The organism is Vibrio gazogenes (assembly GCF_002196515.1).
Taxonomy (GTDB): Bacteria; Pseudomonadota; Gammaproteobacteria; order Enterobacterales; family Vibrionaceae; genus Vibrio; species Vibrio gazogenes_A.
This window is the reverse complement of sequence record NZ_CP018835.1, coordinates 1636517-1658710: the sequence shown is the minus strand read 5'-3', so window position 1 is coordinate 1658710 and position 22194 is coordinate 1636517. Positions and strand designations below refer to the sequence as shown.

General features: G+C 44.9%; 21 protein-coding genes. 13 read left to right on the top strand and 8 right to left on the bottom strand.

Annotated elements, in window-relative coordinates; all coding sequences use genetic code 11:
• Positions 1-2 precede the first annotated feature (2 nt).
• On the bottom strand, positions 3-482 hold the full coding sequence (gene greB / locus BSQ33_RS07490) for a transcription elongation factor GreB (protein WP_021021687.1): 480 nt from the start codon (positions 480-482) through the stop codon (positions 3-5).
• Between the two features lie 303 nt (positions 483-785).
• Here greB and BSQ33_RS07485 point away from each other — a divergent pair, with 303 nt between their 5' ends.
• The gene (locus tag BSQ33_RS07485) at positions 786-2453 is read left to right on the top strand and encodes a methyl-accepting chemotaxis protein (RefSeq protein ID WP_021021686.1); all 1668 of its coding nucleotides are present in this window, start codon (positions 786-788) and stop codon (positions 2451-2453) included.
• A 174-nt stretch (positions 2454-2627) separates the two neighbouring features.
• Here BSQ33_RS07485 and purD read toward each other — a convergent pair whose 3' ends face one another.
• The 3 genes from purD to manA form a co-directional block, all read right to left on the bottom strand.
• Entirely contained in the window at positions 2628-3932 is a 1305-nt protein-coding gene (purD, locus tag BSQ33_RS07480) for a phosphoribosylamine--glycine ligase (protein ID WP_088133764.1), read from the bottom strand.
• A gap of 96 nt (positions 3933-4028) precedes the next feature.
• A complete protein-coding gene (purH, locus tag BSQ33_RS07475; protein ID WP_088133763.1) occupies positions 4029-5621 on the bottom strand; it encodes a bifunctional phosphoribosylaminoimidazolecarboxamide formyltransferase/IMP cyclohydrolase in 1593 nt (530 codons plus the stop codon).
• 255 nt (positions 5622-5876) lie between these two features.
• Positions 5877-7079 carry a mannose-6-phosphate isomerase, class I gene (gene manA, locus BSQ33_RS07470; RefSeq protein WP_088133762.1) on the bottom strand — a complete coding sequence of 401 codons (1203 nt, stop codon included), beginning with the start codon at positions 7077-7079 and terminating at the stop codon, positions 5877-5879.
• A gap of 1709 nt (positions 7080-8788) precedes the next feature.
• On the opposite strand from manA, the gene BSQ33_RS07455 reads away from it, so the two are divergent.
• The 3 genes from BSQ33_RS07455 to BSQ33_RS07445 all read left to right on the top strand — a co-directional run bounded on the left by BSQ33_RS07455 (position 8789) and on the right by BSQ33_RS07445 (position 10672).
• The gene (locus BSQ33_RS07455) at positions 8789-9235 is read left to right on the top strand and encodes a hypothetical protein (protein WP_088133759.1); all 447 of its coding nucleotides are present in this window, start codon (positions 8789-8791) and stop codon (positions 9233-9235) included.
• A 67-nt stretch (positions 9236-9302) separates the two neighbouring features.
• Positions 9303-9749, top strand: a complete 447-nt coding sequence (locus BSQ33_RS07450) for a hypothetical protein (RefSeq protein ID WP_088133758.1) — start codon at positions 9303-9305, stop codon at positions 9747-9749.
• 476 nt (positions 9750-10225) lie between these two features.
• Positions 10226-10672 carry a hypothetical protein gene (locus BSQ33_RS07445; RefSeq protein WP_021021678.1) on the top strand — a complete coding sequence of 149 codons (447 nt, stop codon included), beginning with the start codon at positions 10226-10228 and terminating at the stop codon, positions 10670-10672.
• Between the two features lie 318 nt (positions 10673-10990).
• Here the strand turns inward: BSQ33_RS07445 and BSQ33_RS07440 are convergent, their stop codons facing one another.
• Positions 10991-11866 carry a LysR family transcriptional regulator gene (locus BSQ33_RS07440; protein ID WP_021021677.1) on the bottom strand — a complete coding sequence of 292 codons (876 nt, stop codon included), beginning with the start codon at positions 11864-11866 and terminating at the stop codon, positions 10991-10993.
• Positions 11867-11980: 114 nt separating this feature from the next.
• On the opposite strand from BSQ33_RS07440, the gene BSQ33_RS07435 reads away from it, so the two are divergent.
• Both BSQ33_RS07435 and BSQ33_RS07430 read left to right on the top strand, forming a co-directional pair.
• Positions 11981-13516 carry an NADH-quinone oxidoreductase subunit L gene (locus tag BSQ33_RS07435; RefSeq protein ID WP_088133757.1) on the top strand — a complete coding sequence of 512 codons (1536 nt, stop codon included), beginning with the start codon at positions 11981-11983 and terminating at the stop codon, positions 13514-13516.
• Positions 13513-15951 carry a YbcC family protein gene (locus tag BSQ33_RS07430; protein WP_088133756.1) on the top strand — a complete coding sequence of 813 codons (2439 nt, stop codon included), beginning with the start codon at positions 13513-13515 and terminating at the stop codon, positions 15949-15951. The genes BSQ33_RS07435 and BSQ33_RS07430 overlap by 4 nt, the downstream gene beginning before the upstream one ends.
• A 66-nt stretch (positions 15952-16017) precedes the next feature.
• On the opposite strand, the gene BSQ33_RS07425 is transcribed toward BSQ33_RS07430, so the two are convergent.
• Positions 16018-16344 (bottom strand): winged helix-turn-helix transcriptional regulator, encoded by a 327-nt coding sequence (locus tag BSQ33_RS07425; protein ID WP_232471963.1) that lies wholly within the window; start codon positions 16342-16344, stop codon positions 16018-16020.
• 132 nt (positions 16345-16476) lie between these two features.
• On the opposite strand from BSQ33_RS07425, the gene BSQ33_RS07420 reads away from it, so the two are divergent.
• Entirely contained in the window at positions 16477-17232 is a 756-nt protein-coding gene (locus tag BSQ33_RS07420; RefSeq protein WP_198298168.1) for an SDR family oxidoreductase, read from the top strand.
• An 89-nt stretch (positions 17233-17321) separates the two neighbouring features.
• Here BSQ33_RS07420 and BSQ33_RS07415 read toward each other — a convergent pair whose 3' ends face one another.
• Complete coding sequence (locus BSQ33_RS07415; protein WP_088133754.1) at positions 17322-18224, bottom strand: LysR substrate-binding domain-containing protein; 903 nt, start codon at positions 18222-18224, stop codon at positions 17322-17324.
• 97 nt (positions 18225-18321) lie between these two features.
• Here BSQ33_RS07415 and BSQ33_RS07410 point away from each other — a divergent pair, with 97 nt between their 5' ends.
• The 6 genes from BSQ33_RS07410 (at position 18322) to BSQ33_RS07385 (ending at position 21585) form a co-directional block, all read left to right on the top strand.
• Positions 18322-18501 carry a hypothetical protein gene (locus BSQ33_RS07410; RefSeq protein WP_088133753.1) on the top strand — a complete coding sequence of 60 codons (180 nt, stop codon included), beginning with the start codon at positions 18322-18324 and terminating at the stop codon, positions 18499-18501.
• 179 nt (positions 18502-18680) lie between these two features.
• Positions 18681-19061, top strand: a complete 381-nt coding sequence (locus tag BSQ33_RS07405; protein WP_088133752.1) for a hypothetical protein — start codon at positions 18681-18683, stop codon at positions 19059-19061.
• Positions 19062-19283: 222 nt separating this feature from the next.
• Positions 19284-20228 (top strand): alpha/beta hydrolase, encoded by a 945-nt coding sequence (locus tag BSQ33_RS07400; protein WP_027694387.1) that lies wholly within the window; start codon positions 19284-19286, stop codon positions 20226-20228.
• Positions 20229-20708 carry a hypothetical protein gene (locus tag BSQ33_RS07395; RefSeq protein ID WP_232471962.1) on the top strand — a complete coding sequence of 160 codons (480 nt, stop codon included), beginning with the start codon at positions 20229-20231 and terminating at the stop codon, positions 20706-20708. It abuts the gene before it with no gap.
• On the top strand, positions 20705-21082 hold the full coding sequence (locus BSQ33_RS07390) for a hypothetical protein (RefSeq protein ID WP_088133751.1): 378 nt from the start codon (positions 20705-20707) through the stop codon (positions 21080-21082). Before BSQ33_RS07395 ends, BSQ33_RS07390 begins: the two co-directional genes overlap by 4 nt.
• A 335-nt stretch (positions 21083-21417) precedes the next feature.
• The gene (locus tag BSQ33_RS07385; RefSeq protein ID WP_198298167.1) at positions 21418-21585 is read left to right on the top strand and encodes a hypothetical protein; all 168 of its coding nucleotides are present in this window, start codon (positions 21418-21420) and stop codon (positions 21583-21585) included.
• Positions 21586-21878: 293 nt separating this feature from the next.
• Here the strand turns inward: BSQ33_RS07385 and fis are convergent, their stop codons facing one another.
• The gene (gene fis, locus BSQ33_RS07380) at positions 21879-22175 is read right to left on the bottom strand and encodes a DNA-binding transcriptional regulator Fis (RefSeq protein WP_021021668.1); all 297 of its coding nucleotides are present in this window, start codon (positions 22173-22175) and stop codon (positions 21879-21881) included.
• Positions 22176-22194: the final 19 nt, after the last annotated feature.

The following is a 22194-nucleotide window of genomic DNA, read 5'->3' as shown; positions in this document are numbered from 1 at the left end:
CGTTAGTCTGGTCTATATTCGATTCGGTTAATGAACCACGTTTTTGGCCCTTGAGGCGTTTCAACGGTGAATTCATCATCGGGTTCTTTTTTGAGCAGCGCGCGGGCCATGGGTGAGTCGATAGAAATGTAGTTTTTCGCATCTCCATAGATCTCATCCGGGCCGACGATACGAAAATATCTTGTCTCACCTTCGTCATTTTCAATTTCGACCCACGCACCGAAGAAGACTTTTCCGTCTTGCTGAGGTGAGTAATCAATGATCTTGACTTGTTCCATACGTTTACGCAGGTAACGGACGCGGCGGTCAATTTCCCGCAGGCGCTTTTTGTTGTATTGATAATCCGCATTTTCACTCCGATCACCCAGGCTCGCTGCCCAAGTCACTTTTTTAGTGACTTCGGGGCGTTCTTGTTGCCAGAGAAAGTCGAGTTCTTGTTTGAGGCGATTATAGCCTTCCCGGGTAATCAGGTTGGTTTTCATCAGTGGTTATTCATCGCAGATAATGTCATTTATGGGCTATACCTTAGCGAAAAATAGCCGAAAGGTTAATGGTTGTTTCTCTGAGATGACGAAAGCTTTACACGCTTGGCGTTTTTCCCTGCTAAAGAGATGCATTGCTATTCTGGTGATGTGTTTTGTTACGCGTTGTTTCCCCATGCATGAAAGGCGGTGTTAGTGAAGAAATATTCATACATGGCATAAATATAGTGTAGTATTATTTGAATATAAAATAATATCCCAACGTCATCGGCTTTTGTCAGCGATACCTCTGAGGAAAGCATTATGTCCAAATTGACCATCAAATCACGTGTTTATGCACTGTCTATACTCCCCTTGTTACTGATTAGTTTTGGGATGATTTTTATCTCATATACGCAAATGTCTGACTTGAATCACACCCAGCAACAGTTGATTCACCAACACCTTTCTGAGCAAAAACGCTCCGAATTGAAATCGTATATTGATATTATTGATTCTTCTTTAACCGATTTGAAAGTGCACAATGCTGACCGACAAGAGGTGATTGAAAAACTTTCCCAGATTCATTTTGGTGACAGTGGTTATGTCTTTGGTTATGACAGTAAAGGCAACCGCCTTTTCCTGGGAGATACCGGGAAGGGGATTGGTAAAAATTTCTGGGATATGAAAGATAGTAAAGGTAACTTTCTGATTCAGAACTTAATTAAACAGGGCAAGGATGGTGGTGGATTCTCGAGCTATTTTTTCCCGAAACCCGGAGAGAAAGTCGCTTCTGAAAAGCTCAGCTATTCAATCTATGAATCTCAGTGGGACATGATCATCGGTATTGGTTTTTATATTGACGATATTGAAGCGATTACATCGCAGATGGCAACGAAGTCCGAGCATGAAATGAAGCAAAGTTTTGTGTGGATGATGTCGATTGGAGCCGGCATGTTGTGCCTAGTGTCGGTGTTCACGATCTTGTTTAGTCGTGGCATCTTAGGGCCATTGCAACGATTCGATCAATCGATTGCCCGGTTTGCCACTGGGGATGCTGATTTGACTGCCCGCATGGAAGCTTATCATATTCCTGAATATGCCTCTCTGAGCCGAAATTTTAATAATTTTGTCGAAAATCTGCAGAATATTATTCGCCAGTTGAGAGCAAACAGTGATGTGATTAGTGATGAAACCGGACATATGCTGGAGCGTTCTAATCAAGTCGATCAGTTATCGAACACACAACGAGAAGAAACGGAACAAGTGGCGACAGCGGTGACAGAAATGACCGCGACTGCACATGATATTTCTCAGAATGCTTCGAGCGCTGCCGTCGCTGCTCAGTCTGCCGATGAGAAAGCAAAAGAGGCGATGTCAACAGTTGGTTCTGCGGTTGACTCTGTTGCTGTCTTAGCCAAGAAAATTGAATCTGCCAATATGTTGATGGGTAAGCTCGAAAGCAATGTCAGCAACATCTCTTCTTCATTGGATGTGATTCAGGATATTGCCGAACAGACCAACTTACTGGCACTGAATGCTGCAATTGAAGCCGCTCGGGCCGGTGAGCAGGGACGCGGATTTGCGGTTGTTGCTGATGAAGTCAGGAAACTTGCCAGCCGAACTCAACAAAGTACCGGAGATATTCAGCACATCATTGAACAATTGAAAGGGGCAACTCAAGATGCGGTTCAGTCGATGCTGGATAGTCGTTCTCAAAGTGAAGAGACCGTGGCAAAAGCACATCAGGCAAGTGACGCATTGGTAGAGATCCTCGATTCTGTCAGCATGATTATGGATATGAACACATTGATTGCGACCGCCACGGAAGAACAAAGTCAGGTGGGGCAAAATATTTCTGAACGCGTTGTGATTATTTCCGAGCAAAGTTTACAAGTGGCCGATGTTACGGATGAAAACCGTAAAGGCAGTCGGGATTTACAAAAGCAAACGCAAGAACTGAAAGCGCTGGTGGACCGGTTCACAGTTTAGTGTATCGGTAGATGACGTTCTCAATCGGTCTGCTAAACAGGCCGATTTTTTTATGCCTGAACAAAACCACCGCCTTAGAGGCGGTGGTTGTCATACTGCATGAATCAATTGATGGTCGCTGCTATGGATAGGGAGACTGATGCAGCCAGATTGATATTCTCGATGCGAACGTGACTATTTCTGCTCTCGGGCAATCTTCTGCTCTCGGTCAATCGCGCGATAGCCGATGTCACTGCGGCAGAAAACGCCATCCCATTGAATCTGCTTGGCCAATGCATAAGCGCGTTGCTGAGCTTCGGAAACCGTGTTGCCTAAGGCCGTGGCGCAAAGGACGCGTCCGCCACTGGTCACGACGTGGCCGTCTTTTTCGCTGGTACCGGCATGGAAGACTTTCTCACCTTCCGTATCTGCTTGCGGTAAGCCTGAAATGACATCCCCTTTGTTGTAATCACCGGGGTAGCCACCGGCGGCTAAAACAATTCCAATCGATGCACGTGGATCCCATTTGGATTCGGCTTGGTCTAGCTTGCCAGCAATTGCAGTTTGGCACAGTTCAACTAAATCCGACTGAAGGCGCATCATGATTGGTTGTGTTTCTGGATCACCAAAGCGACAGTTGTACTCAATGACTTTCGGATTGCCCTGACTGTCGATCATCAGACCGGCATACAGAAAACCAGTGTATGGGTGGCCTTCTGCCGCCATTCCCTCTACAGTCGGATAAATCACCTGCTCCATGATGCGGTTATGGATCTCTTGGGTGACAACTGGGGCCGGAGAGTATGCTCCCATGCCACCGGTATTTGGCCCGGTATCTTTGTCGCCCACACGTTTATGATCCTGACTGGTTGCCATTGGCAAGACGTTTTTACCGTCAACCATCACGATGAAACTGGCTTCTTCACCGTCAAGAAACTCTTCGATCACAACTCGGCTGCCTGCATGACCAAATGCATTGCCAGCCAGCATATCTTGAATTGCATCTTCTGCTTCTTGCAGAGTCATTGCAACGATGACGCCTTTTCCGGCGGCGAGACCATCCGCTTTAACCACGATGGGTGCCCCTTTTTGCCGAACATAGGCCAGTGCCGGCTCGATGTCGGTAAAGTTGGCATAATCAGCCGTCGGAATGTGGTGACGCGCCAGAAAGTCTTTGGTAAACGCTTTTGAGCCTTCGAGCTGTGCTGCGCCTTTTGTTGGGCCAAAAATCGGCAGGTCGGCTGCACGGAATGCATCAACGACACCAATGACTAGCGGTGCTTCGGGACCGACAATCGTTAAGTCGATAGCATTTTGCTGTGCGAAAGCGACCAAACCATCGATATCTTCAACGTCGATACTGACATTTTTGACTTTGTGTTCCAGCGCCGTTCCGGCATTACCGGGAGCGACAAAGACTGTTTCGACTTGTGAGTTTTGCGCGATTTTCCAGGAGAGTGCATGTTCACGTCCACCAGAACCGATAACAAGTACGTTCATAAAAATGAATTCCTGTATTCAAGTTGTTTGTCTCCATCAGAGACAGCACGTTGAGAAGATGTGATTGAGTGCCCTAATATCGGGCACTTACTCAGATTAGTGTCTGAAATGACGCATCCCTGTGAAAATCATGGTCATGCCATGTTCATCAGCGGCAGCAATGACTTCATCATCACGCATCGAGCCGCCCGGTTGAATCACACAAGTAACACCGGCTTCAGCCGCTGCATCGATACCATCACGGAATGGGAAAAATGCGTCGGAAGCCATCACGGTCCCTTCGACTTTCAGATTTTCGTCCGCGGCTTTAATACCTGCAATTTTGGCTGAGTAAACGCGGCTCATTTGACCGGCTCCGACACCAATTGTCATGTCGCTTTTCGCGTAGACAATCGCATTTGATTTCACGTACTTCGCGACTTTCCAGCAGAACAGAGCATCTTTCAGCTCAGCTTCAGAAGGTTGGCGTTTTGAAACGACCGTCAGGTCATCGACACTGACCATGCCCTGATCTCGATCTTGGACCAGCAGACCACCATTGACGCGTTTGAAATCATAACCGGTAGTTTTATCTTGCCATTGACCACAAACCAACAAGCGGACATTTTTCTTCGCGGCGACGACTTCAATCGCGTCATCGGCTACGGTCGGGGCAATAATCACTTCAACAAACTGACGTTCGACAATTGCTTGTGCCGTGGCTGCATCCAGTTCACGGTTGAATGCGATAATCCCGCCAAAAGCAGAGGTTGGGTCAGTCTGATAAGCGCGGTTATAAGCTTCGAGGATCGAATCGCCTAAAGCGACACCACATGGGTTAGCGTGTTTGACGATGACACAAGCAGGCTCGGAAAATTCTTTTACACACTCTAAAGCAGCGTCTGTATCTGCAATATTATTGTAAGAGAGCGCTTTGCCCTGAATCTGGCGCGCGGTCGCGACAGATGCTTCTTCAGGATGGCTTTCCACATAAAAAGCCGCAGACTGGTGACTGTTCTCACCGTAGCGCATGTCTTGTTTTTTCTCGAACTGCATATTGAATGTCCGCGGGAACTTCGAATCGGCATCGCCTTCTTTGTTTTCACCATAAGAAGGAACCATTTTGCCAAAGTAGTTGGCAATCATACCGTCGTAAGCGGCGGTATGCTCGAAAGCTGCAATTGCGAGATCAAAGCGCGTTTCCAGCGTGAGTGAACCACTGTTGGTATCCATCTCTGTGAGCACGCGTTGATAATCGGAGGCATTGACGATAATGCTGACATCTTTATGGTTTTTCGCTGCGGAACGCACCATTGTCGGGCCACCGATATCAATATTTTCAACTGCGTCAGCCAGTGAACAGTCTGCTTTGGCAACCGTGGCAGCAAACGGATACAGGTTGACCACCACCATATCGATTGGCTGGATACCATGTTGAGCCATGATCTCGTCATCTTGTCCTCGACGCCCTAAAACCCCGCCATGAACTTTGGGGTGAAGGGTTTTGACACGACCATCCATCATTTCAGGAAATCCGGTGTAGTCGGAAACTTCAGTCACAGAGATACCTTGTTCGGCTAAAAGGCGGGCAGTGCCACCGGTTGACAGAATGTCAACGCCACGGTCAGCCAATGCTTTGGCAAACTCTACAATACCAGTTTTGTCTGATACGCTGATAAGCGCACGGCGAATAGGGCGAGCGTTATTCATTGCTTCCTTCTTCCTCAAATTCACAGAGTTAATTGAACGAAATAGATGTTAAATTTTGTGGCGCACATTCTAGCGAATTAATCACTAAAAAGCTCGCGCAATCGTTTGGCATAAGCAAATTAATTATCAATTCGTTCTTTTTTCTGGAAATGAACCGGAACAATGACATCGAATTTTAGCTAAGCGGCATGCCCCGTGCCGCGATCAATACCCGTTCAGATTGAACAAGATTTAACCACGAAAGGTCCACAGCCCCTAGTTATACACTCGCGCAACTCGACCGGATGAATGGAGCTGATAGACATTGGCAGCGGCAGGAATAAATGCAGACTGACCCTTGTGTAAAGTGAGCGTCAGACCACTTTTATGTTGCAGATGGACATCAGCGTCGATCGCAAAAACGATTTCAGCACTGGTGATTGTAAGGGTGACATCGTCCGGCGCCGGATAAATTGAGAATTTAAAGTCATTGACCGGGACTGGATAATGATAAGCAACCTGAGTTTCTTCTGGTGCAATCAACAGTGTCTCTGATGGTTTCGGCGCGAATGATGTACATTTTGCCAATTCCTCAACGTCAATATGTTTCGGTGTCAGTCCCGCTCTGAGAACATTATCTGAGCTAGCCATCACTTCTAAACCGGTACCTTTCAGATAAGCGTGAGGGGTTTTGGCATCCAGATACATCGCTTCACCCGGTTGTAAAACCACATAATGCAGCAGAGTCGCAGAAAATAGCCCGATGTCTTCGGGATAGTCTTGTGCCAAATCGAGGATCAATCGAGCAAGCGGCTCGTCATGCTGCGCTTGTTGTGCATAAGCCAGTAACGCCTGAATTGCAAGTGATTTCTGTTCTCCGGATAGAGACAATAAACGGATAAAGAATAACTGGAATCCGGTGGCAGTTTTGTCCGCACGAAGCTGATTGACCAGTGATTCAATCGGTTGAAGATTCATTTTCGTCAACGTCTGGATGATGTCATCTAACGGACGGAACCCATTCAATGCATGATAAGGCGTTAAAGCATATACCAGCTCGGGTTTGTGGTTTGGATCTTTGTAATTACGCTCGGGTGCATTGAGTGGGATGTGCAGTTGATTTTCGCGGACATAGCCTGTTTCGGCATCGGCTTTACATGGATGAACCTGAATCGACAGCGCTTTGTCTGCCGCAAGCACTTTAAACAAAAATGGCAACTCACCATACATCTGATGGGTTTGGGCTGATAAGCATGAAGAAGGATGACGCTGAATGAACTCAGCAAGAGAATCATGTTGATGACCAGTCATTAGCTGAGAGCACCCACCCGGATGTGCGCCCATCCAGATTTCAGCCTGAGGCAAATGTTCAGGGTTGGGAATATCAAATAGGTTGTTGATGGATTGTGTACTTCCCCACGCATAGTGTTGAATCACATTTTGCATTAAATAGAAGGGGAGTATGGTTGCATCGTTCATGATTATCCTGCATATGCGATTCGGTTAGATAATCAGTATTGAATCATATTTATGGTATGCGACTTGGTACTTATATCAAACCGTTCAACATTCATGTAGATACATTTCAGCGAGTGACAGTAAACGGATGAACTGAAAATTTTTTCTTCAATTGGCTTAACAAAAAATTTTTTCTCTTGATAACCCTATAAATCAATTCGATTGTCATCCGCTTCCCGTGTCAGGTAATCAAGCGGATTCAGTACTATAGGGATTCATATTATGGCTGGGCCACCCAAGATAAATCATCCACCAGTCGTATCGACTATGTTTATGATGGACGTGATCAACTCACGGAAACTCACGACTATGCTCAAGTCGATAGCAAAGGAAATGGTATCGCGAATAGGGCGATGGTCAGGACGAAGTATCTATATCATTAACACTTAAGATGGAAGCACTCCCGAAGGGCGAGTTCACTGAACTCAGAGACTGTGTTAGAGATTCTCGCTATAGAATGGCTATGACTCAAATCTCTGCCTTGCCTCAGAGCCCAGTGATTCTCGTTGAAACTGCATCTTGAGGTCATTTGGGTATAATGGTTTGCAAATAGCCGGTACAACGGTTGTTCTGCGGCTCGGTAAGATAGTGAGGCATCTAAAGCTGGCTGGCAGTCTATTTATGACAATTGGTGAAAAATGAATTTTAACTTTTTATTAAGGCTTAGAGTCGTTTATTGGTATTTGTGTAGTAATCAGCTTAAGCAAGAGCCTAGTGTGGATTGGCACGCTCATGCATTCATGTATGTTAGTTTAATTGTGTTTGCTTTTTTATATGGCGGCCGAAGCATCATATTTCTACTCTTTAATTTTCAGTCTTGCTTAGGGCCTTATACTTCAGTTATAGGATGGGCTATCATTGCGGGTTTGATAGTATATTGGGTTTGTGTTAGAGAACGCTATTACTTGCAGGGGAAGCTTTTTCTAGCACAATATAATGCTGTTCAGAAAAGAACTGTGTGCATAAAAAATGGATTTTTATTATTGTTTTTAAGTGTGATACCACAAATGTTTTCTGTGATTTTTATGCTACTAAATCATAAGTAATAGAATTGTAGTTCGCTAGTTGTAGAAAAATATTTGTGTATTATTTTTCAAGTCTGGCTAACTATCATTAGCCAGAAATAATGTCGGATAGCTAGTTGGTATGGAATTAGGGGTGTAAAATGGGGTTGATGCTGGATATAAATGAATTAAAGGTATATGCAACTATGTTTTTGGAAAATAATTAATTGTTTAATACTTAACTTGTTCCATTTGCAATGAGAAAGCAAATACAGCCTAAGACAAACGATATCATCAGATAGGGTATTAAATACTTTAAAGCCGTTAATACCCTCTTTAGACGTAACGGGAAGATTTTCATTTTTGATTTGGAGTATGCATAACCATATAAAAGAAAACCAGAGACAGGCATAAAAAAAACGAATAGGCTTTTATGAGCCATTGGGTCATGTTTTTTTAACATTGGACCTAAAAAAATACCTAGAATAAAAATGATAATCAATGAAACAATGCTAGTAACAATTAATATTGTTCCTATTGCAATGAGAAGTGTCATAAATTTATTCCTGAATTGAGAATAATAATATTTACATTTTACAGCAGGTTATTTTATATTAAAAGGGGATGTTGTGAAAATTATTTTTAGTTCAAAAATAGGAAATAAAATTGAAACGAAAAAACATCTTAGGCTTGATTGTCGCGATTCCATTTTTGGCTCTGCTTGCATTTGACTTAACGCAAGAGAGCAAGGTTGATAAGACGATGCTGTTTGAATTTCAGCAGATACTGGATCATAAAATTAACAGCAACTCGTCGTATCAGTTTGTCTCTGGTGGGTATGAAGGGATACCGAAATCGGGTCGACTGGGGAAGTTTTATTCTTGTTTAAGACAGTATCAGCTCAAGAAACATGTTGGTGGGCATATTGATGTAATTAAAGGACTTGAGCCGAAAGACATTGTTATTAAAAATGTCACAATACTTATTGATAGGAATGTAAAGTTACGACTGGAACTCTCAAATGCTGTGGTGACTGGATTTGTCTTTGGTGTAAATGGTGATTATTCTCGGTTTGCCAGTTACTGTGATCTTAAATTGCTCAATCATGGATAGATTGGGTTCATCATTCGTTGAGTGGCATATAAATAGAAGTTATTCAATATGGAATTCAATAATCAATATGAATAAATACAAACGTTACTTAAGAGTTATATTCATAGTCATAATTGGCATTTTTGTAATCAGGTTGTTTCATGATTCTCATCAACCTGATTATAATGCACTATTCTTGAAGGATGTCAGTGCATCATCAACGATAGAGATTGTGCATGGTGATGAATTAATATATCACGGGAAATTAGGCAAGGATGGATTGATTTGTCTGTCATCTTATAAAAAAGAAGGATGGATTCCTCACGCATCAGATATGATTTATGATGTGAGGGTAGCAGGTAATAATGATGAACACTATATTACCTTAAATATAAATGATGGTGTGGTATATAGCTATAAGATTTGGTCTAAACTCTCGTATTCAGACTCTAGCTTTCACAGCAAAGCAGAAAGAGTTGAATTAACAAAACGATGTACGGTGACAGCGAAAGGTTTCGTTAAAAAAGTCAGTTAAGTGGAATGTCGAACCAACATCATCTGTATAATACAGGCACTTGGTAAGGCGATGAAAAAACTGATTCATATTTGCTTTGGTGTGCTGAAAACACAGACTAAATACCAACAAATACCAACCACAAGTGACCTTAAATTAGGTTTCCTATAGTGGCGAGAGATGATATCTACAAGCAGCAACGATGACTTACCTAACTTGCTTAAAAGGCAATGGATATACTAAGGGAGAAGAGTATTTTTTTGCTGTGGAAGAGAGATAGAGGTGTCGTTTGGCAAGATACTTCAATACTTTTTTATTTTTCTTTGTTTTTCTACACATATATTGTTCTTCGGTATTGGTATTATCAGTCAGTTGGTTTAACAAACAATCATTCAGAATGATTAGAGGGCCTCATATTCTCCAGATATTTTCATATGATTTTAGTAATGGAACAATCTCTGAGATGCCTTTTTATGAATTGAAAGTAGGAAAATGAAGTGAAGCGAAAAAACATCTTAGGCTTAATTATCGCGGTTCCATTTTTGGCTCTGCTTGTATTTGACTTAACGCAAGAGAGCAAGGTTGATAAGACGATGCTGTTTGAATTTCAGCAGATACTGGATCATAAAATTAACAAAAATTCGTCGTATCAGTTTATCTCTGGTGTATATGAAGGGATACCGAAATCGGGCCGGTTGGGGAATTTTTATTCTTGTTTAAGACAGTATCAGCTCTTTAAACATGTCAGGAGAAACATTCCTGAGATGATGGGACTTAAGGCACAAGAAATTGTTACTCGAAGTATAACGATGCAAATTGATAATCAACTTGAGCTCCGACTGGAACTCTCAAATGCTGTGGTGACTGGATTTGTCTTTGGCGTAAATGGTGATTATTCTCGGTTTGCCAGTTACTGTGATCTTAAATTGCTTAATCACGGATAATCGGGGGACAGTATGACCCGATATCTATTTCTATTCATCCGATAGTGAGACTGTTCATTATTCTGTGTCAGGCTAACTTTCATCGGTCCAGGCATTTATCCAATCGGCCTTCAAAGTGGATGCTCAACTGAGACGCTACCGAGTTCCCTTCAATTTTTATCTGCCAGTGATCTACGTTTAGGAACAGTTATTGAGGGCGACAATCAACGCCTCCGAATGTTGTGATTGTATTGTTATCACTATTTTTAACTCGTGATGCTGAATCACTGATTAATATCGTTGTGTCTATTAACGGATTTCAATATCACCGACAGCGCTTTAAAGAATTTTAAATAATTTTTTCAGGATCGGTAATTCAACATGCCGTTTGGCAGTAATGGCATAAAAGCTTTCGACGACAGACTCTAATTTGGCATAACTTTTCAGCGTGCCGGCTACAATTTCATCCTGTACGACAACCTCCGGGAGAACAGCGATAGCACCGGCATCGCGGGCTAACAGCCGCAACATTGCCATATCATCGACCTCTGCATAGGGGGTTACCGACAAGTCATGTTGTTCACAATATAAATCAAATTGGGTCCGAATCTCACTGTCTGGCCCCGGTAACAATAATTTGGTGCGGATTAAATCTTGTGGAAAACACAATGTCTCGAATTCACGCGTATTGGGACCGACAAGACAGACTCCCTGCTGGGCAATTAACTTACATCGCCACGGGGTTGTTGAATCTGAGGCAACCGGACGATTGGAGAGAATTAAGTCCAGTTTATGCACGCGAAGCTGCTCAAGCAGATCGTCAAAATTGGAAGAACACAGCGCTAGTTTGATGTTGTCCTGACCAATCACCGGACGCAGAAAGTTCTCCTGAAAGTTTCGTGATAACGTAGCGACCGCCCCGATTCGTAACTGCTGGACACGATGGTGTTCACCACTTTCCATCACCGACAGTAATTCACTGCCGAGATTAAAAATACCTTCCGCATATTCAAGTACCAGATGACCGACATCCGTCAGCAATAATGTGCGCCCTTGACGATGGAACAGGTGATGGCCGAGTTGTTCTTCTAGCTGTTTGATCTGGGAGGAGAGGGCGGATTGGGAGACATTAAGTTTTTGGGCTGACCGGGTCAAATGTCCTTCTTTCGCAACAGTCCAGAAATAGTACAGGTGATGAAAATTGAGGTTTCTCATTCTATTGTTCACTTTAAAAGAACATTTTGTGAATATCTATCTATTTTACATCTCATTTGGCTTGCTGCAACAATACGTCTCCAATTGATGCACATTTTCAGGAGAGACAGTTTGATGGATTTGACGCTGGGAGGTCATTGTATTGCCACCCTGTATGGACTCGGTTTCTTGGTCTGCCTTGTCGCCCGCAATCATGAGTGGGCTATCGCTGGTATCACGTCACGCCTTGCGTTACTCGTGAGTTTTGTTGTTCCTTTGGGCTCAGGATTGCTGACTGCAACGTTGCCGCCTGCGTTACCGACCATGATGGGATTACTGATTACGTTACTCGGTTGGGTGATCATTGATTATGCCTCTCGTTATCTGGAAGGTGATCCGGGTCAGCGTCGGTTTGTCCGTGCGATTCTGTTTACGCTCGGCTCGGTTGCCTTACTGGTGAAGAGTGACAATCTGCTGGTGATGATGCTGGCATGGAGTGCGAGTAGTTTCAGCCTTCATTTTCTGCTCACCCATTACCGGGAGCGTAAAGCAGCTAGAATCGTGGCGCATAAAAAATTTCTGGTCAGCCGAATGGCCGATGTCTGTTTGATCGCTGCGTTGTTTCTGATTTACCAAGCACTGGGAAGCTTCTCGCTGCCGGTACTCAATCAACAACTTGGGCAGATGACTATCCTCTCACCGGAATTAAATATTGCCGCTTTATTGTTTGCGGTTGCTGCGATTCTTAAAACCGCACAGTTACCATTGCATGGTTGGTTAATTCAGGTGATGGAAGCACCGACTCCGGTATCGGCGTTATTGCATGCCGGGGTGGTCAATATGGGGGGATTCGTGATGATTTCACTGGCAGCGCTGCTCAATCTTGCGCCTCTGGCACAATCCGTCTTGGTGATTGTCGGCAGTACCACCGCTTTACTGGCCGGATGGGTAATGATGACACGTATCAGTATTAAAGTGCGTTTGGCGTGGTCAACCTGCGCCCAAATGGGATTTATGCTGATGGAAATCGGTCTTGGACTGTACGAACTGGCGCTGCTCCATCTGATAGCCCATTCCGTGTACAAAGCGTATCACTTTCTGAGTGCAGGTGAGGTCGTTGCGCAGACGATCCATCAGGACTATTTCCCCCCAGTGGTTCGAATTCACGGGGTATTCGGCTCGGTATTGTGCTCTGCTGTCGTGGTTCTCGGCGTGCAGATGTTATGGCAGCAGTGGTTAGCGAACCTGTCGTTACCGCTTTCCGCCAGTGTGATTCTGATCTTGGGTTGTGCACCGCTGTTCTGGCGTGCAACAAACACCGTCGGCTCGGGTTTAGTGACCGGAGTGTTGCGAAGTGGTGTGGTCTTACATCTGTATCTGCTATGGCACAGTACATTTGCGCACATTGCTCCTTCAACCGGTCCGGAACAGGTCGGGTTACTCGGATTTGTCTGCGTGGTGTTTATCCTGTTGTATCTCGGTCAAGTGGGGATCCGTTGTTACCCGCACAGCCGAGTGGTGAAACGTCTCTATCCTTGGGCATATAACGGATTTTATCTCGATGAGACATTTACCCGTTTCACTTTCAAAATCTGGCCGGCAAAACTGACGCTTGAGCAAGCTCAGACGCAGGCCAACCGCAATCATTCAACTGTCGGAGAATCTGTATGACCGCTTTGTCTCGCCATGATATCAACACCACGACGCTGCTGAATGCTGCAATTGAAGCGGCATGTGACAGTATTGCGCCAAACTGGCCGCTGGATCGGATGATTGCTGTGAACCCATATTGGTCATGGATTGATCGCCCTTTTGCCGAGGTCGCGCACCAGCTTGCTCAATTTGCGGGGTCGCCGATGGCAATGCCGCTGGATTATTACCGTGAACGTTGGGAAAAAGGCACAATAACCGAAGCCGATCTGGCGCAAGCGCTGACACGATTACCTGTGGCAGAAGCACCGGACATTGCGGCTGTCATCGCTGCATTGCAAGAGGATGATGTTTCCCCGACACCGGCGCCTTTGTTGTGCGATATGCTTGACAGTCAGCGGCATCTGAATCAAGAGCCAGCGTGGTGCGATACCATCACTCATCAAATCGCCCAGTTTTGTGCCGCCTATTTCGATCAGGATCAGGCGGACTGGCATCCGCACAGTGATGTGCGTTTGTATCAAAGCTGGCGTGACGCGATGTGCCATGATCACAGCGTTGCCTTACTGATGAGAGCCGCACATATTCCGCGGCGGGCTACGGAGATGGCAATGACGCCGCGTGAGCAGATCAGGCAGGTGTTAACCCAATTGGACCTCGCTCCCGAGCAGTGGCAAGACTACCTGCAAGCGGTAATTTATCGGATCAGTGGTTGGGCAGCATGGGGGGCTTATCTCAAGTGGCAGGCGCAGTTATCGCAACAAGATGATGAAACGTTGATGGATTTACTGGCGATTCGTCTCAGCTGGGAGTGGCTGGTGGATGATCAGAATCGTCATTCCGGCTCCGTCTGGCAACGCTGGCAACATCGCTGGCAGCAACATTTCCTTGCGTATCGGCCGCAGACGGTCAATATGCGCTTGATCTGGCAACGCGCCCATGAAATCAGTTATCAGCGTCAGCTCAGTCAAGCGTTCACCCAGCCAGTGCCGGATATTCAACCTGCCCCGAAAATTCAGGCTGCATTTTGTATCGATGTCCGTTCTGAAGTGATCCGACGCCATCTTGAAGCGCAAGGGGACGAGATTCACACCCTTGGGTTCGCTGGGTTTTTCGGTCTGCCGGTCAGTTATACGCCGCTCGGGACGCAGATTCAGCGTCCGCAGCTTCCCGGGTTGTTGGCACCATCACTTACCGTGTGTGACAGCGTCGGTTGCCACGAACACGACGCTGCGCTGGCGAAGAAGAGGCAGACAGTATTGCAGCGCGAATCGGGGTGGTCGTGGTTTAATACCATGCCCGCGTCAACCTTTACGCTGGTCGAAGCGTTGGGGTTAAGCTATGTCGGAAAGTTGATCAAACGGGTTTTACCGCTTCATGGGCATTCAGCCCAAGCTCCGGGGCTGTCGGCTGCGAGTGCTCAGCGGCTGCGTCCGACACTACGCGCTGATGCAGAACAGCAAGTGACGTTGGCTGAAAATGTCCTGAAAGGGATGGGGCTGACTCACAAATTTGCACCGTTTGTGCTACTCATCGGCCATGGCAGCGAGAGTGCTAATAATCCTCATCGTGCCGGTCTGGATTGCGGTGCTTGTTGTGGTCAAAGCGGAGAAGTGAATGTCCGGGCTTTGGCACAGCTGCTCAATCGACCTGTCGTCCGGGAAGGTTTAGCGCAACGTGGTATTCAAATCCCTGATACTACTTACTTTGTTGCCGGATTACACAATACCACCACCGAAGCGTTGTCACTGTATGACACGGATGATTTGGATGAGCCAGTCCAGCACTCACTGAATGCATGGCGTGCTCAACTGGATGCGGCATCTCTTGGGGCGCGGATGGAACGTGCACCACAATTAGGGCTGCCCCATCAATCGCAGCATTCCGTTCAAAAGCGAATCAAACATCGTGCCCACGATTGGGCGCAAACACGTCCGGAGTGGGGGCTGGTCAATAACGCGGCTTTTATTATTGCGCCAAGAGCAAGAACTCGCGGTCTCAAGCTGGACGGTCGAACCTTCCTTCACGAATACCGACATGAGCAAGATGCCGATGCTAGTGGGTTAGCACAAATTATGACTGCACCGATGATCGTCACCAACTGGATTAACATGCAGTATTACGCCTCGACGGTTGATCATCATCGCTATGGTTCCGGCAATAAAACCTTGCATAACGTTGTTGGTGGGCGACTGGGGGTGTTTGAAGGTAACGGGGGTGACTTGCGTATCGGGCTTTCCCGTCAGTCGCTGCACGATGGTCAGCAATGGCGGCACGAACCACTGCGGCTAACGGTGGTCATTGATGCGCCTGAAGCTGCAATTGAGTCGGTATTGAGTCGCCATCCGATGGTCAAACAGTTGGTCGATAATCAGTGGCTTTATCTTGCCCGGTTTGAGCAACACCAACTCGCTTTCTTCGATAATGGGGTGTGGACGGTGAGAGACCGGACATGAAAACAGAGATTCTTATTTGTTGTTTCCGGTGAGCGTGCGGCTGCCTGATGCTGATATCATTTTAAGCTAAGACTCAGTTGATGACGTTGATTCTTGAATCAGTTGTTCTCGGTGTTCGGTCATCCACTGCGCTAAGGAATCTAAAGTTGGCTTCAGGGTTCTCCCCAAGTCGGTAACACAATATTCGACTCTGGGGGGCATTTCCGGATAGACAGTTCTCATCACCAGTCCGCGCTTTTCAAACGACCTCAGTTGCTTGGTTAATTCCTTCTGGGTGATTGGACCGATAGCGCGCTGTAATTCCCCAAACCGTATCACATCGTTCGTCACAATTAGCCGATAGAGAATCGGGATTGCCCACTTACCTGAAACAATGTTGACAAAATCCACCATAGGGCAACCTGATTCGCTATTTATTATGGCTTGATTTAAATTTTCTCCATTAGTATCCATTTGGTACCTACTATTCAATTGAAACTATGGTTGTCATAATGCCTTTACATGAGGACAAGTACAACAGAGGACATGATGACATTCAGATTACAGAATAAATATGCGTTGATCACCGGAGGCTCTGCCGGGATCGGCTTGGAAACCGCAAAGCAGTTTTGTTTGGAAGGTGCCCGCGTTGCAATCACAGGTCGCAGTGAAGCGGGCTTGGAAAGGGCAAAAAGCGATTTAGGTGAAAATGCGGTAACGATTCAAAGCGATGCTGCCGATATCCAACAGCAGCAGGCTTTAGCAGACAACATCAAACGACAGTTCCCGCGACTTGATGTTGTGTATATTAACGCCGGAGATGTGACACACCAACCATTCAATGAATGGGATGAAGCCGCCTTTGATCGGGTCATGAACACCAACTTAAAAGGCCCTTTCTTTCTTATTCGTGCATTACTGCCGTTACTGTCTGACTCGGCGTCTGTTATTTTATGCGGGAGTGTTTCAGCACAAATCGGATTACCGCAAAGCAGCGTTTACGCGGCCAGTAAAGCCGGGCTGATATCGCTTGCCCGGACATTATCGGGGGAGCTGAAACATCTGGGGATTCGCGTCAATACACTGAGTCCGGGACCGACATTGACGGAGGCATTTGACAAATTTGGCTTACCGGAACATGAACAAGAGGCGCTGATAAACCAAGTCAAAGAGTTGGTTCCATTGAAACGCTTGGGCACTCCGCTCGAACTGGCAAAAGCGGCTGTTTTCCTTGCCTCCGATGAGTCCTCTTATATGCTTGGCTCCGAACTGCTGATTGATGGCGGGGTTGGGAATGTATGAGTTCCCCTTGCTGATAAACAAACGCTCTCATCGTAATACGCTATCTGGATTGTGCTATTTGTTTGATACGTGGCGCAACTGATTCGGTGTTAACTTCCCGATTGGACATTTAGTTCTTTTTGTAACCACGATTTAAATACATTGACTCTTAGACCCCGTGAAGAAGAAGGGTCACTAATGACAGAATAGCGAATTCCGGGGGTGAGTCCGATATTGAATGGCTTAACTAACAGACCTCGTTCAACAAAGTCTGCCGAAATACTTTCAGTCGCCAGACATGCGCCATGTCCGGCGACTACCGCATTGATCGCCATATCAAAGCTACTTACTTCCATCCATTGAATACCTCCTCTTTTGGCACTGACGTTTGCACTGCGAAACCATTGCTCCCAACTAAAAGAAGCCGTGTGAAAATCAATTAACCAACAGTTCAGGAGTTGCTCTGGACTATCGAACTTCATTGATTTCGCGAGTTGCGGAGAGCAATAAGGATAGATGTCTTCTTCAAATAGTGTCTCTTGATCTAAATCCAGATGTTTGACACTGTCATTGCCTTGCCAGATCAATACATCAGTTTCGGTATGGCGAATATCGATCTCCTTCACCGTTTGTACCCGAATCGGGACATGTGGGTACGCCATCGTGAACTTCCACAGTCTAGGCATTAACCAACGTGTGGAGAATGAACGAGGGGCACTGACGTTCAGCATTCCTTCGAGTGGCTCATTCTGAATTCTGTTTAATCCAGTGATGATGTGTTTAAAACCGTCATTGAGATGCTTGTGAAGTATCTGTCCCTTATCTGTCAGATGCATTTCACGTCCACGACGGATAAATAATTTACATCCCAAGCGATCTTCAAGTTGTCGGAGCTTTTGGCTTATGGCTGCCTGAGTGACACACAGTTCTTCAGCCGCTTTACTATAACTTTTAAGACGAGAAGCCGATTCGAAAAAACGCAGCGCTGAAAGATAACGTAGTCGATTGTCCATAAGTTGTACTTATAGTTCCTGTAATGAATCGTTGTTCGTAGGGGAAGTTATTTACATCGATAATAGCTGCATCTAATCAGTAATCAAGAGTAATACGATGCGATTAACAGCACCTTATAACAAAAAATTTATTATTAAAATATTGAAATTTATATATTTTAATATTTTTCCTGATAAGGATAGCTATAAAATTATCGCTATGAATGATCATCTTAAAAAAGATATTGGATTATGCTCTGAAGAGCAAGATGATCACCATCACTCAAGGTTTTTATAATCTGAAATAATGGACGATTGAGATGATGGCCCATTCCCTTTTACTAATGAACAAACCATCAAGGCGGCTTCGAGTTGAACCCCTGTTGAGATGAGTGACGTTATTTCGCCACCGAATACTTCAACGGTTCATTCTGTGGAGAACGCCTCGATCCCCGCCTATTCCATTGTTTCAATTATTTGTCAGTACTATTTCGTCGTTGTTGTAACTCTGCTTCTGCCGCATTAGCCCTGCGTATCGCTTTATCTCGCGCTTCTTCTGCGATGGTAACCAGAGCATTTGCCTGCGTATTTGCTTGGGCGGCTTGTTGGGGTATTCATCAGTTTCAGCAACTGGGCGGTGTGTTCTGTGAGCGCAAGGCGCAGGTGTTTCAACCTTACTATGAGCTTTCCATCGATCAAGACACCGGAGTGGTGAAAACCAGCCAATATTGTGATAACGAATTGGTCAGGGCTTTAAAAGGGGTGATGACTGCCGGACGTGAATTCATCACCCGTGTTTTTGCATGGCGGATAGAGTCCGGCTTAGCGCCTTCTTTTAACTTGGAGTTCTGTGAATAAGTGTATTTTTAGGGGAAAAAGAGTGATTGGGTAAAACGGTTTTGCCCCATTCCAATTTACCTACTGCAACCATATTCAAAACTAGTGACATTAAATGCCTAAATAAAACTAATAGTAGTAGGACGAGTGCTTAGTATAGATTTGATGGGTATTTAAACTGTACATATATACACCACTGTCGCACAATTACTAAAAATAGCTGAGTATCCATAGGTGGTATAAGTGAACAACCAATTAGAACCGGGAATAAAAGAGTTAGTAGAGGGCTTTATAACTGAAGGGAAACAGTGCCCTTCGACATTGGATATCGCTAGTAGAAGGACTGGTTACTTATCTAGCACAGTTTTATCCGGAAATAGCCCTAACATGTTTGAAGAGTTCACAGATGAGCTTAACGGTATCGTTTTAAAAGTGTACAAACCGAATAACACCAAGGGTTTACCCATTACTGTTTATTTCCATGGTGGTTGTTTTATTAGTGGAGGATTTAAAACTCATGAGCAGCAATTACGCCAGATTGCAAGTTTATCGAACAGTATAGTCATCTGCATTCAATATCGTTTAGCGCCTGAAAGCTGTTATCCAGCAGCGCATGATGATGTGTACGACGCAGTGCTTGCAATAAAGGAGTTTGGTAGTAACTACGGTGGCGACACAAATATGATTGTCTTCGTCGGTGATAGCGCTGGAGGTCAGCTAGCGTTAACTACATGTTTACGTTTAAAACAAAATCAGAAATGGCTTCCTCAAAAGCAAATTTTGATCTATCCGATACTAGATCCATTCGGAGAATCTAAGAGTTACGTTGAAAACGGTACTGATTACGTTATTACCGCTAATATGTTGCTTTCTGGATTCTCAATGTACACCGCTAACTTGGAAAAAGATTCGGTAAGTCAAAACTCACAGCTTAACCCACTTGTTTGCGCAGATTTTAAAGGACTACCACCAACCTACATTATTACAGCGGAATTCGATCCTTTAAGAGATGAAGGAGAGCAATGTTATAGACAATTACTCAATGCTGGGGTGGAAGCGTATTGTGAACGCTACTTAGGTGTCATTCACGGATTTCATCAGTTATCGGGAGTAAGTGCCAGTGCGAGACGATGTCTTCGTAAAATTTCCGAAGACATTAAGCAAGCAACAAGATCGGTTGGTAATTAATTGCTCAGTAGCCGTTCTTTTATTGCCGAGCGTGCGGCTTTACTCAAGAAATTGGATCAATCATTTACTCGTTTCTCAAGTCGCGCTATAAACATCCCAGCTTTCCGTCAGGTGAAAAAGTCACTCAGGCTCTCTACAAAGTCGGTGATTCATCATGCTGATGAAATAATCGCGAAAGGTACAGTACCTAGCCTTGGTAAGCGGGTTGCGAACATCTCTAAAGGTGTAGCAAGTGCAAAAAGTATAGGATATGTGGGGCTGGTTTTGGGGGCTGCAAGTGGCGTTAATAGTGTTTATGAAGCATGTACTATTGACGGGGCTGGCGAGTGTGGAAAAACCATAACAAGGGAAACAGGAGGATTCCTTGGTAGCTGGGGTGGAGGTGTCGCTGGGGGTGTTGGTGGTGGTGCAGCCGGGAAAGCTTTAGGAGATGTATTCTATGAATATGTTGTAGAGCCAGTGAAGGAATTGTTTGAATGACAGTAAATGAATTCGTCATATTTTTCAGAATATTTTTTGGTCTTTGGGTTGGCTTCTGGGCTATTCCTTTTCTGTTCTTTTCCATCCGAACAGCCTTAGGAGGATATAAACACATTCTATTTCTGGATGAACAATTAGCTTCTGAACGATTTAAAAGCAGGAATGAATCAGCTCTGATTGCTGGCTTGGATTATACTTTTCAGGCAATTGGAACAAGGTTTCACTGCTATTGCATTCTATTCCCATTTATTCGAAAAAGAGCCACAACAAACAAGAGAAGCTTTTGGTTCGTCATGTGGCTTCACTCACTTTGGTTTTGGAGTCTATTTTTCTTCATTATTTTAGTGATGATTTCGAAGGCAATGAATATCTAGAACAGAAGACAACGTACAGATCTCTGAGCATCTCCATTTGACACATCTCTCCAACAGAACTAATCTACCTGTGTGCTGGCAAAATCCAGTACCGGGATTAGGACCCCGCATCGTTTTCCCCAAGGCGCATTGTCGCCAGCTTTTTGCTGGCATTTTTATGTGCGGTCTTAGCACACCTAAATTATGGTGGGCTGGATTGAGGCTGACTTCGGTCAGGCCGCGACCTTGGGAGCGGTTGTCCTAAACTCGTTCAGCTCACCACCCATTGATTAGGACCTCTGTGTGGTGATTCATCCTCTTTATTATCCCAAGGAGTATCATTTATGGAGGAGAACATGCCCCCTGAATTTAGTCTCACTCAAAAAGCACGCGAATATCTGATGGATTGTCAGGCACATTGTATGGATGCTGATCAGAAAGAATTGTGTGACGTTATCCTGTATATCAACAACTTGTTGACCTGTGAGGTGGCAAGGTTGATGCAAGAATATCAGATTGAGTGAATGTCCGGGGAATAAGTTCTATATAACTCAGAGTCGCCTTGTGCGGCTCTTTTTCTATGAATGAGATAGAGAAACCCCATCACTGACGAAAAACACTGCTGAGTGCTTTTGGATGCCTGAGAAGCAATGCAACGTTTAATCGGTCGAGTCATTGATGATGTTGAATGACAAGAACGTCTATACACAAGGGTGTGCAAAATTTATTGTGTGTAGCAATGTGTGTAGCACAAACAAAAACCCGAAGCGGATTTCTCAGCTTCGGGCTTTAAATTCAAATGGTTAATGAACAGTGATTAGTTCATGCCGTACTTTTTCAGTTTCTTGCGAAGTGTTCCGCGGTTGATACCCATCATGGTTGCTGCACGGGTTTGGTTACCGCGAGTGTACTGCATGATCGTATCGAGCAGCGGCTGCTCAACTTCAGCTAGAACTAATTCGTATAATTCACTTACTTCTTGGCCATTTAACTGGGAAAGATAGTTTTTAAGAGATGCTTTAACGGAATCACGCAGAGGCTTCTGGGTGATTTGGTCTTGTGAAGTAACGGTAGTAACGGTTAAAGCTTCTGAAGTCAGATTTTGTTCGAACATATTCGGTCTAGCTCTTCTC